Origin of the sequence: Nonomuraea sp. NPDC005501 (assembly GCF_040605905.1) — a bacterium.
GTDB lineage: Bacteria > Actinomycetota > Actinomycetes > Streptosporangiales > Streptosporangiaceae > Nonomuraea.
Window position 1 is genome coordinate 1 of record NZ_JBEXDT010000163.1, and the last position, 10,868, is coordinate 10,868.

Sequence of the window (10,868 nt, forward strand, 5' to 3'; positions counted from 1 at the left end):
GCCAGAACTCCTCGACCGCGACGCCCAGCAGGTCGCGCAGCGGGCCGGGCGCGCCGCCGTCGTGCACCTGGTCGGTCGGCGGCCACCTCACCGCCGGCCCGCGACCGGACGGCGGCTTCCGCGTCCTCGCCCGCTTCCCGGTCACGGGTCGTCCCGGGGAGGACGCGTGATCCGGGTGGTCGTCGCCGACGACCAGGCCGTCGTACGCATGGGCCTGCGGGCGCTGCTGGAGCGCGAGCCCGACATGGAGTGCGCCGGTGAGGCGGCCGACGGCGCCGCCGCGCTCGACCTGCTCCGCCGTACCCGCCCCGACGTGCTGCTGCTCGACATCCGGATGCCCGGCATGGACGGCCTGGCGACGCTGCGCGCCATCGCCGGCGATCCCTGCCTGGCGGGCACCCGGATCGTGGTGGTGACGACGTTCGCCGAGGACGAGTACGTGTTCGCCGCCCTCCAGGCCGGCGCCAGCGGCTTCCTGCTCAAGGACAGCGCCCCGGACGAGCTGGTGAACGCGGTCCGGGTGGTGGCGGCGGGCGAGGCCCTGCTGTCCCCGTCGATCACGAGGAGGGTCATCTCCCTGTTCGGCGGGACCGGCGCCGCGCCCGTGCGGGGGCTGGACACGCTGACCCCGCGCGAGCGGGAGATGGTGGCGTGGGTGGCGACCGGCCGGTCCAACGAGGAGATCGCCGGAGAGCTGGTGATCAGCCCCGACACCGTGCGGACGCACGTGAGCCGGGCCATGGTGAAGCTGGGGGCGCGTGACCGGGCCCAGCTCGTCGTGTTCGCCATGCGCGCGGGCCTGGCCGTCCCCGGACAGACCTAGGGCGATTCGCGGCCGGCCCAGGAAGCCCTCGTAGGTGCGCTGCTCGAGCTGTGCCTCGGTCGGCGGCAACGTCGTCCGGTCATCGCCCGGTTGGTGACGTGTCATGACGCCGGCTGCCCTGCCCGCCGAGGTTGTCCCCCGGCGGACGCGTCCGGTGAACCCGCACCGGACAGACCGGCGCGGGCTCTGCCCGGCGAGCCTATGGACGCGGGCGGTTGGGAATGTGCTCGGTTGTGCCGACGTGCTGCTTCTGCTTGCGTAGGCCGGCGAGGCCGAGCAGACCGAGCAGGCCCAGCAGCCCCCACTTGCCGCCGTTACCGCTGTCGTTGTCATTGGATTGTGGTGATGGACTGGGCTGGCTGTGCGCGGCTGGGACGACGGGAGCATCAGCCATGGCGGCCGCAGTAGGGGCCAGCGTGAGCGTGAAGACCAGCCCAAGGCCCATGAGCATTTTGCGCATGATTCCTACCGATCCGGTGGTCTCTCGAGCAGAGGACCACCTAATTTCTCTTCTCGGGCGATGGCTTGCAATCCATTCCTGGAAGGGGCGGACGAGGCCCTCCGTCGTCATCGGCGGACAGGAATGGTGAACCATGTGGTCGAACATCTGGCGAGATCAGACACCGCTCGGGTCACGGCGTGTGGTGTCGCGCGGCGGGCCGAGTGGCCACCGTCGGTCACTCTCCGTGCAGGGTGACCTCGTGCTCGGACTCGGTGGTGTCCGGCCCGCTCAGAGCCTGGTCGCGATGGGCCTCGGTGATGGGTTCGCGCTCCATCGCTCGCGGAGCCCGCCCTCGGGAGCCCAGCTCCCTTCAGCGGACTGCCGCGTGATCACTCGCTTCCCCCCTGCTTGCGTATCGGTCTTCAACCCGCCTACCCGCGCAGTCGCGAGGAAGTGCCACTCAGAGGTATGGAGCACACCAGACTTCAGCAATCCGTCGAAGCGCCTTCTCACTCATGTTCACCGCAGGTGCTATGGATCAAGCACTTTCCGGCGCCGTGGCCGGAAACGATCACCGGGTGCTGTCGGCAAGGCCCATCTCCTGAATCCAGGCGGATGACACTAGCGCAGGAAGCCCTCGTAGTTGCGCTGCTGGAGCTGCGCCTCGATCTGCTTGACGGTCTCCAGCCCCACTCCCACCATGATCAGCACGCTGGTCCCGCCGAACGGGAAGTTCTGCTGCGCCCCCGGATCCCTGAGGATCATGAACGCGAGCATCGGCAGCAGCGCCAGCACCCCGAGGTAGGCCGCCCCGGCGGCGGTCAGGCGCGACAGCACGTACGACAGGTAGCCGGCCGTGGGACCGCCCGGCCTGATCCCGGGCACGAAGCCCCCGTACCGTCGCATGTTGTCCGCCACCTCCATGGGGTTGAACGTGATCGACACGTAGAAGTACGCGAACCCGACGATCAGCAGGACGTACGTGGCCAGGTAGAGCGGGTGCGTCCCCGAGGCGAGCACGCGCGCCGGCCACCCGCCGGCCCCGTCGCCCAGCAGCGGCGCGGCCAGCGTGGGCAGGTAGAGCAGCGACGAGGTGAAGATGACCGGCACGATGCCCGCCTGGTTGACCTTGAGCGGGATGTAGGTGCTGGTCCCGCCGTACATGCGGCGCCCGACCATGCGCTTGGCGTACTGCACGGGCAGGCGGCGCTGCGCCTGCTCGACGTACACGACGCCGGCGACGAGGAACACCCCCGTCACCAGCATCACCGCGAACGAGAACGGGCTCACCAGGAAGATCGTCGACAGGTACGACGGGAAGACGGCCACGACCTGCGTGAACATCAGCAGCGACATCCCGTTGCCGATCCCCCGGTCGGTGATCAGCTCGCCGAGCCACATGACGAGGCAGGCCCCCGCGACCATGGTCACCACGAGGACGGCGACGGCCGGCAGGCTCTGGCCGTACAGCAGCGGCGTCGTGCAGCCCGGCAGCAGGTTCCCGGAGCGGGCCAGCGCGGTGACGGTGGTGGCGTTGAGCACGGCAAGGCCGACGGTGAGGTAGCGGGTGTACTGGGTGATCCGGGCCTGCCCGTTCTGTCCCTGCTTGCGCAGCGCCGCCAGCCTCGGCACCAGCACCACGAACAGCTGCATGACGATGCCCGCGGTGATGTACGGCATGACCCCCAGCGCGAACACCGACAGCTTCAGCATCGCGCCCCCGCTGAGCAGTTGCACCATGTCGACGAGCCCGCCCTTGGCCGTGCCGAGGCACCGCCGGACCGCGACCACGTCCACACCGGGCGCGGGCAGGAGCTGCCCGAGCCGGAACAGCGCCAGCAGACCCAGCGTGAACAGCAGTTTCCCGCGGAGCTCCGGCACCCGGAACGCCCTGACCAGCACAGTGAGCATGGCACCCGAGTCTGGCCGCGCGCCCCGCCGCCGTCGTCCGCTCAACCGATGCACCCGTGTACGCGAATCCGCGTAGACGAGTGCGTCGGGGCCGATCAGCGCGGCGGGTAGACGGCCGCGAGGACGGCCGGCAGCCGGGGCACCAGGCGGGTGAAGCGGCCGTCCTCGTAGCCCGCGTCCGGCTGGTTGGCGAGCTGCTGCGACACCAGGCCGGCGATCAGGCTCGACGCCAGCGCGAGCCCGTCGTCGCCCGCCGCGTCCGGGTGCAGCTCGCCGCGCTCCACCGCGGCCCGGATCAGGCCGGCGAAGTGGTCGTGGATGGCCAGGGCGGGCGCGTACGCCTCCGGGGACGGCGTGAAGCCGGGCACCGGCCGCCAGAACAGGAGCTGCGCGAGCACCGGGTTGGCCATGATCCACCGGGCGCCCGCCTCGTAGGAGGCGCCGAGGGCGTCGAGCCCCGGTGATCGTGAGCCGGCCGGCCCGCGGACCGCGTCGAGGTACTCCCGCTGGCCGCGCTCGAACAGCGCGTCGTACACCGCGCCGCGCGACGGGAAGTACCGGTACAGCGACGGCGGCCGGACGCCGAGCCGCCGGGCGACGGTCGCGAGGCTCAGCCCGGCGACGCCCTCCTCGGCCATCACGTCGAGCGCCAGCCCGAGGATCTCCTCCTGCGTCTCCGCCCTGCGCCGCGCCCGGCGATCCGGAATGTCAGTCACGGCATGTAGCTTAAACTAATAGTGTTAGCTAAAGCTACGGAGGATCGCATGTCGCACGACATCGTGCTCACCGGCCTGCGGCAGAACAACCTCAAGGACGTCTCGCTCCGGCTGCCGAAGGAGCGGCTGACGGTGTTCACGGGGGTGTCGGGCTCGGGCAAGTCCTCGATCGCGTTCGGTACGATCGCGGCCGAGTCGCAGCGCCAGCTCAACGCCACCTTCAGCGCCTTCATCCGCAACCGGCTGCCCACCCACGAGCGCCCGCGCGCCGAGCGGCTGTCCGGGCTCACCACCGCCGTCGTGGTGGACCAGCGGCCGGTCGGCGGCAACGCCCGCTCCACGGTCGGCACGATGACCGACATCCAGCCGATGCTGCGCGTGCTGTTCTCGCGCCGGGGCGAGCCGTCGGCGGGCCCGGCGACGGCCTACTCGTTCAACGACTCCCAGGGCATGTGCCCCGAGTGCCACGGCATGGGCCGTAAGACGGAGGTGGACCTCGACCTCCTGCTGGACCGGGACCTGTCGCTGGAGGAGGGCGCCGTCCGCCTCTTCCCCGTCGGCTCGTACGCCTGGCAGCTCTACGCGCGCAGCGGCCTGTTCGACCCGGCCAAGCCGCTGCGCGACTTCACCGGCGAGGAGCTCGACCTGCTGCTCCACGGCGGCGGATTCAAGGTGGGCCGGGGCCGCTACGAGAACACCTACGAGGGCGTGATCACCCGCTTCAACCGGCTGCACCTCAACCGCGCGGTCGACGCCCTCGACGAGGCGGCGCGGAGCGTCGTCCGCGAGGGCCGCTGCCCGGCGTGCGACGGCGCCCGGCTCAACGCGGCCGCGCTGGCCTCCCGCATCGGCGGACGCAACCTCGCCGACCTGTGCGCCCTGGAGATCGCCGACCTCGTCGACGCGCTGGACGAGCTGGACGACCCCATCGCGGAGGAGGCGGTGGAGTCGCTGCGCCGCATCGACGCGATCGGCCTCGGCTACCTGAGCCTCGACCGCGAGACGCCCACCCTGTCGGGCGGGGAGGCGCAGCGGCTGAAGACCGTGCGCCACCTCGGCAGCAGCCTCACCGGCCTGACGTACGTCTTCGACGAGCCCAGCGTCGGCCTGCACCCGCGTGACGTGCACCGCCTCGGCGACCTGCTGCTGGAGCTGCGCGACAAGGGCAACACCGTGCTGGTGGTCGAGCACGACCGCGACCTGATCGAGCTCGCCGACCACGTGGTGGACCTCGGGCCGGGCGCGGGCGCCGACGGCGGGCGGGTCGTGTACGAGGGGACGGTCGCGGGGCTGCGCGCGAGCGGCACGCCGACCGGCCGCGCGCTCGGCCGGGCGACAGGGCTCAAGGAGTCCCTGCGCGCGCCGACCGGCTGGCTGACCGTGCGTGACGCCCGCACGCACAACCTCAGGAACGTGACGGTCCGCGTGCCGCTGGGCGTGCTGACGGCGGTCACCGGCGTGGCCGGGTCGGGCAAGAGCACGCTGGCCACCGTGGACCTGCCCGCCCAGCATCCCGGCGCGATCCTCATCGACCAGTCGGCCATCGCCGCCTCGCCGCGCTCGACCGTCGCGACGTACCTGAACGCGATGGACCCGCTGCGCAGGATGTTCGCGCGGGCGAGCGGCGCGCGGCCGGCGCTGTTCAGCGCCAACTCGGCGGGCGCCTGCCCGGCGTGCGGGGGACGCGGCGAGATCACCACGGACCTGGCGTTCATGGACCCGGTGACCCGCGTCTGCGACGCCTGCGGCGGCACCCGCTTCAACCCCGAGGCGCTCTCCCACCGGGTCGGCGGCCGGACGATCGCCGAGGTGCTGGCGCTGACGGCCGACGAGGCGGCCGGCGCGTACGACCTGCCGGGCCCCGCGAGGCTCGGCGAGCTGGGGCTCGGCCACCTGACGCTCGGACGGGCGCTGAACACCCTGTCGGGCGGCGAGCGGCAGCGGCTGAAGCTGGCGCACCGGCTGGGCGGGAGCGGTCACGTCCATGTCTTCGACGAGCCCACGACCGGCCTGCACATGGCCGACGTCGGAACGCTGCTGGCGCTGCTCGACCGGCTGGTGGACGCGGGCGGCACGGTCGTCGTCGTCGAGCACGACCTGGACGTGGTCAAGCACGCCGACTGGGTGATCGACCTGGGCCCGGAGGCCGGTCGGCACGGCGGTGAGGTGGTGTTCGAGGGCACCCCGGCCGACCTCAGCCAGGCGTCCACCCATACGGCGAAGCACCTCGCCAGGTCTCTCGATAATCCTCGTCCCGCACGTCCATGATCGCCATGTGACCCGGCAGGTGGCCGATCGCGAACTCCACCCCGCTCGCCATGACCGCCGCCTGCGGCGTCACCCCGCACGCCCAGAACACCGGCACCTCGCCCGCCCGCACCTCCACCGGGTCGCCGAAGTCGGGGCGGGCGAGGTCGGCGATGCCGATCGCGGCCGGGTCGCCCACGTGGACCGGCGCGCCGTGCACCATCGGGTACCTGCCGCTCACCTCGGCCGCGGTCTCCACCAGCTCCTCGGGCACCGGCCGCATCGACACCACGAGCGGCCCGGACAGCGTCGCCGTCGGCTCGCACGCCACGCTCGTCCGATACATCGGCACGTTCGTCCCCAGCTCCAGATGCCGCACCGGCACACCGGCCGCCAGCAGCGCCCCCTCGAAGGTGAAGCTGCACCCGATGAGGAACGGCACCAGGTCCGCCCGCCACTCCGCCACCACGTCACCGGCGTCGGCGACCGGCCGGCCGTCCCGGTAGAGGCGGTAGCCCGGCAGGTCGGTGCGCAGGTCGCCGCGGAACAGGGCGCTGGAGTACGACCCCGGCTCCCCCACGTCCAGGACCGGGCACGCCTGCGCGTTGCGGTGGGCGAACAGCAGCAGCTCGTAGGCCAGCGGCCTGGGCACCGCGATCAGGTTGGCCTGCGTCCAGCCCCTGCACCAGCCCGCGGTCGGCGCCCGCTCACCCGCGCGGAACCGCTCGCGCGCCTGCGCGGGCGTCAGGTCTGCGACATCCACGCTTCGACACTACGCCGCGGCGCACTGATCGACTGACCTACCGATCGGCCGCCTTACCCCGGCTGCTTACCGGCGGCCTTACCGATCGACTCCGAACGTGTGCGGCCCGAGGCCCACCCCGTCTCCCTGGGGCACCACGTATCCCTGGGCGACCAGGGCCACCAGGCTCCGCCGTACACTCTCCTCCTCCAGGCCCGTGCTGCGGCACAGCGCGTCGACGTCCACGCGTCCACCGCCCTGGGCCTGCGCGGCGACCGCCTCGTAGACATGGACGTCCACGTCCGAAAGCGCCTGCACATCGTGGTCGCGAGCCATCACCGCTCCCTCGCTCCCTCCCGCAGCCGCTCCGGGTCCACGTCCCGCTCGGGGTAGCGGCGCAGATACTCGCTCTCCAGCTCGTTCGTCCGCGAGGTGTGGCGGGCGAGCGCGTCGTCGGAGGCGTGCAAGAAGGCGTCCGTCCGCGTGGCGTGCAGTTGCCGCAGCTCACGCAGCAGATCATCGTCGCCGAGCTGTCTCGGATCGATACCCATGGTCGTCATGGGGTGCCCCCTACCCGGAATGACCTCGACAATATCTGTCATATTTCCTGACATCTGGGCATTGCCGAGCATGGAAGTGAGCCTTACCTTCCCGTTATGGACCTTGAGCTCCGGCACCTCAGGATCGTCCGAGCGGTCGCCGACGCGGGAAGCGTGAGCAAGGCCGCGTCACTGCTGGGGCTGGCGCAGCCGGCCCTGTCCGCCCAGCTCAAGCGCATCGAGCGAGCGCTGGGCGGCACCCTGTTCGAACGCGACAGGCTCGGAGCCAGGCCCACCCGCCTCGGCGAGCTGGTGCTCGCCCGCGCCCGCGTCCTCCTCCCGGCGGCCCAGGAGCTGCAGGACGAGGCGGCCCGGTTCGTCACCAGACCCTCCCCCGGGTTCCGCATAGGGGCCACCAACGGGCCCGTACTCGGCGGCCTGGTGGACCGGCTGGCGGAGGAGCACACCGTCAGCACGTACACGAGCTGGTCGGGGCGCGAGCTCGCCTCGATGGTGGAGGTGGGCCGCCTGGACTACGCGCTCGTCGGCACCTGCGGCGACAGCGGCGCCCCCGCCGGCGCGCTGCTGTGGGACTCGATCAGCCTGGACCCGATCTTCGTCCTCGTCGGCGAGCGGCATCCGGCCGCCGGCGAGAAGGAGGTGGAGCTCGCCGGCCTGGCGGGCGAGCAGTGGGCCGTCATGCCGGGCGACGCCTGCTTCGCCGACTGCTTCGCGACGGCCTGCGCCCGCGCCGGGTTCACCCCCGGCACGATCTACGAGACCGACGTCACCACCTGCGCCCACCTCGCGCGGGTGGGCCGCGCGGTGGCGCTCTGCCAGGCCACCCACCCGCCGCAGCCGGGGCTGGCGATGGTCCCGCTCGCGGGGGCGCCGCTGCGCTGGCGCCAGCTCCTCGGCCGCCGCCCCGCCGCGCCGGACGCCACCTGGGTCCTGGCCCACGCCAAACAGGCCCACCTCGACTCGGTACGCGGCAGCCCCATCTACAGCGACTGGCTCGTCCGCAACCCGTCCTTCGGGACCGCCCCTTGACCGTGCCGGACCGGCCACGTGGAGACCCTGAACTCCCACCATGGCCGCCACCGGAACGGCGCGTCCACCAACTCCTCCAGCGGCACGCCCTCCAGCAGGTTCAGCAAGGCCCACCGGTTGGCGGAGTGCGCGATGACGAGCACCGTGCGCCCCTGCCACTCCCTCATGCACTCCACCAGGAAGGAGGCCGTGGCGGCCACCACGTCCCGGTAGCTCTGCCCGCCCGGCCACGGGGCGTCGATGTACCGGCTGCGCAGCGCCGCCACCTCGCTGACGGGCCGCCCGTTGTAGATCCCGTAGTCGCACTCCCGCAGCCGCGCGTCAAGCCTGATCTCCTTACCGCCGTCGGGAAAGGCGATCTCCGCGGTCTCCACGGCCCGCCGCAGGTCGGAGCAGTAGACGACGTCCACGTCCCGCCGCCGCAGCCCCAGCCCGACGGCCAGCTCCCGCCCCAGCCGCGACAACTCGCCGGGCAGTCGGCCGGTGGCGATGCCGATCTCGTTGTCCACGGTGACGGAGTGCGTCTCGTAGACCAGCCTCACGCCCATCCCCGCACGCTACCGGCCCACCCTGGGAACACGGCCGGCTCGATCAACACGCGCGGGCGTGGAATGATGTGCTGGCGGCGAACCATCCACCCGGCGAGGCGGTCCATGCTCTACCCTTAGCCTGCGCCCGCGGGGTGGAGGGGCGCGGGACAACTGAATCCAGGGGCGGTAGCTCAGCCGGTCAGAGCATCGGACTCATAATCCGTGGGTCGTGGGTTCAAGTCCCACCCGCCCTACTCTTCTCACCACCGCATACATGGCTTGAGCAGGGGTTTCGCGGGATCGCCCGTTTCGCGGGCAGGCAGTCGGAGGCAGCGGAGAGCAGCCGTGTGCCACCCGTCGCGGAACATACGCGGAACGGATCTTGGGGCGTTTTCCCAGGTCGCACATAGCAAAAGACCCCGGGACGAGCCCGAGGTCCGTTGCGTTCCGCGTGATCACTGCGACAGGGCTTCCAGGATCCGGTTGTTGGCGGCCTCTCGCTGGCCGTCGATGCACTTGGCGTAGACCTTGAGCAGCACATCCACCCCACGGCCGCCAGACCGTACGACCTGCGGCACGCGGCCGTCTCACTCTGGTCGGACCTTCGCCCTCACCCTCGACCAGGCCGCGTCCCCTCTGGCCGTGGACGGCTACCTCGACGACACGACACCCGAACGGCTCCTGCTGTCCAACGCCGCGGACTTCGACCGCGTGGACCAGGTCCGGGCCGAGAGCGACGCCAACCTCATCGGCGCCACGACAATGCGGCGCGACAACCCCCGCCTGCTGGTCAACTCCGAACCACGTCGAGCCGAGCGTGCTGCCCAGGGCCTTCCCCCGTACCCATTCAAGGTCACCATCACCAACAGCGGAGACCTCGACCGCGAGCTGAAGTTTTGGCACCACGGCGGCGACAAGATCGTCTACTGTCCCGACTCCGCTGCCGCAAAGCTCCGTGAAGCCCTGGGCGACCTTGCCGCCGTGGTGAGCCTTGGCCCCACCGCGGGCCTCGGTCGCATGCTCGACGATCTGGGCAAGCGCGGCATCCGCCGCCTCATGGTGGAGGGCGGGGGCACCATCCACACCCAGTTCCTCACGCAAGGGCTGGTGGACGAGATCCACCTTGCCATCGCCCCCATCTTCGTCGGTGACGGCAACGCCCCCGCTTCGTCAACTCCGGGGACTTCCCAGGAGGCGCCGGCCACCGCATGGCACTTGCCGAAGTACGGGCCGTGGACGATGTCGTGCTCCTGCGCTATCTGCCGAAAGAGTCCTCAGGTAGTAAGACCACATGACCGGCACCAGCACCGAACAAGACCGCCGATGGCTGCTTACCGCGATCGACCTCTCCCACCAGTGCCCGCCATCCCAGACGGCCTTCTCGGTCGGTGCGGTCATCGTCGACGAGCACGGCAACGAGATCAGCCGCGGCTACTCCCGAGAGACCGACGCGCACGTCCATGCGGAGGAGTCAGCGCTGTCCAAGCACCCTGCCGACGATCCCCGCCTCAAGACAGCCACCCTCTACAACTCCCTGGAGCCCTGCACCCAACGCCGGTCACGACCCGAAAACTTGCACACAGCTCATCCTTAACGCCGGCATCCCCCGCGTAGTGACCGCCTGGAAAGAACCGCCCACCTTCGTCATCGACGCCAACGGCACCGAAGCCCTGACCGCCGCCGGAGTCACGGTCATCACGTTGCCGGAACTGGAAGACGCCGCACGAGCCGCCAACACACACCTCACAGGCCCCAGCTCATAGCTACCGAGCGACTTGCCGAATTGTTCTCATAGGAGTGGTGATCAAGAGGGGTAAGTCACCATCCGTGATCTTTGTATGACTTAATTTAGATCTTGTCGTCGTTTT

11 protein-coding genes, 1 tRNA gene and 1 pseudogene are annotated in these 10,868 nt (G+C 70.9%); 6 read left to right on the forward strand and 7 right to left on the reverse strand.

The genetic code is table 11. From position 1 onward, the window contains the following. Positions 1 to 166: 166 nt before the first annotated feature. On the forward strand, positions 167 to 823 hold the full coding sequence (locus tag ABZS51_RS41035; protein ID WP_355453288.1) for a response regulator transcription factor: 657 nt from the start codon (positions 167 to 169) through the stop codon (positions 821 to 823). A 199-nt stretch (positions 824 to 1,022) separates the two neighbouring features. Here the strand turns inward: ABZS51_RS41035 and ABZS51_RS41040 are convergent, their stop codons facing one another. The 3 genes from ABZS51_RS41040 to ABZS51_RS41050 all read right to left on the reverse strand — a co-directional run bounded on the left by ABZS51_RS41040 (position 1,023) and on the right by ABZS51_RS41050 (position 3,892). Then, complete coding sequence (locus ABZS51_RS41040) at positions 1,023 to 1,430, reverse strand: WGxxGxxG family protein (protein ID WP_355453291.1); 408 nt, start codon at positions 1,428 to 1,430, stop codon at positions 1,023 to 1,025. Between the two features lie 456 nt (positions 1,431 to 1,886). Beyond that, positions 1,887 to 3,176, reverse strand: a complete 1,290-nt coding sequence (gene secY / locus ABZS51_RS41045; RefSeq protein ID WP_355453294.1) for a preprotein translocase subunit SecY — start codon at positions 3,174 to 3,176, stop codon at positions 1,887 to 1,889. A 95-nt stretch (positions 3,177 to 3,271) separates the two neighbouring features. Then, positions 3,272 to 3,892 (reverse strand): TetR/AcrR family transcriptional regulator, encoded by a 621-nt coding sequence (locus tag ABZS51_RS41050; protein WP_355453296.1) that lies wholly within the window; start codon positions 3,890 to 3,892, stop codon positions 3,272 to 3,274. Positions 3,893 to 3,940: 48 nt separating this feature from the next. Between ABZS51_RS41050 and ABZS51_RS41055 the strand changes: the two genes are divergently transcribed. Continuing rightward, a complete protein-coding gene (locus ABZS51_RS41055; RefSeq protein WP_355453299.1) occupies positions 3,941 to 6,160 on the forward strand; it encodes an excinuclease ABC subunit UvrA in 2,220 nt (739 codons plus the stop codon). Here the strand turns inward: ABZS51_RS41055 and ABZS51_RS41060 are convergent. The 3 genes from ABZS51_RS41060 to ABZS51_RS41070 form a co-directional block, all read right to left on the reverse strand. Next, the gene (locus tag ABZS51_RS41060) at positions 6,087 to 6,902 is read right to left on the reverse strand and encodes a putative hydro-lyase (RefSeq protein ID WP_355453302.1); all 816 of its coding nucleotides are present in this window, start codon (positions 6,900 to 6,902) and stop codon (positions 6,087 to 6,089) included. The two genes, ABZS51_RS41055 and ABZS51_RS41060, sit on opposite strands and share 74 nt — an antisense overlap. A gap of 78 nt (positions 6,903 to 6,980) precedes the next feature. After that, positions 6,981 to 7,217 carry a hypothetical protein gene (locus tag ABZS51_RS41065; RefSeq protein WP_355453305.1) on the reverse strand — a complete coding sequence of 79 codons (237 nt, stop codon included), beginning with the start codon at positions 7,215 to 7,217 and terminating at the stop codon, positions 6,981 to 6,983. Beyond that, positions 7,217 to 7,441, reverse strand: a complete 225-nt coding sequence (locus ABZS51_RS41070; RefSeq protein ID WP_310715843.1) for a DUF6158 family protein — start codon at positions 7,439 to 7,441, stop codon at positions 7,217 to 7,219. Before ABZS51_RS41070 ends, ABZS51_RS41065 begins: the two co-directional genes overlap by 1 nt. A 96-nt stretch (positions 7,442 to 7,537) precedes the next feature. On the opposite strand from ABZS51_RS41070, the gene ABZS51_RS41075 reads away from it, so the two are divergent. Continuing rightward, on the forward strand, positions 7,538 to 8,470 hold the full coding sequence (locus ABZS51_RS41075) for a LysR family transcriptional regulator (protein ID WP_355453308.1): 933 nt from the start codon (positions 7,538 to 7,540) through the stop codon (positions 8,468 to 8,470). On the opposite strand, the gene ABZS51_RS41080 is transcribed toward ABZS51_RS41075, so the two are convergent. Next, positions 8,422 to 9,018, reverse strand: a complete 597-nt coding sequence (locus ABZS51_RS41080; protein WP_355453311.1) for a histidine phosphatase family protein — start codon at positions 9,016 to 9,018, stop codon at positions 8,422 to 8,424. The two genes, ABZS51_RS41075 and ABZS51_RS41080, sit on opposite strands and share 49 nt — an antisense overlap. 162 nt (positions 9,019 to 9,180) lie before the next feature. Here ABZS51_RS41080 and ABZS51_RS41085 point away from each other — a divergent pair. The 3 genes and pseudogenes from ABZS51_RS41085 (at position 9,181) to ABZS51_RS41095 (ending at position 10,594) form a co-directional block, all read left to right on the forward strand. Continuing rightward, a tRNA-Ile gene (locus tag ABZS51_RS41085) sits at positions 9,181 to 9,254 on the forward strand. Positions 9,255 to 9,642: 388 nt separating this feature from the next. Next, a pseudogene (locus ABZS51_RS41090) lies at positions 9,643 to 10,131 on the forward strand (dihydrofolate reductase family protein); the annotation flags it as partial. 160 nt (positions 10,132 to 10,291) lie between these two features. Continuing rightward, positions 10,292 to 10,594 (forward strand): hypothetical protein, encoded by a 303-nt coding sequence (locus tag ABZS51_RS41095; protein ID WP_355453314.1) that lies wholly within the window; start codon positions 10,292 to 10,294, stop codon positions 10,592 to 10,594. Positions 10,595 to 10,868 lie beyond the last annotated feature (274 nt).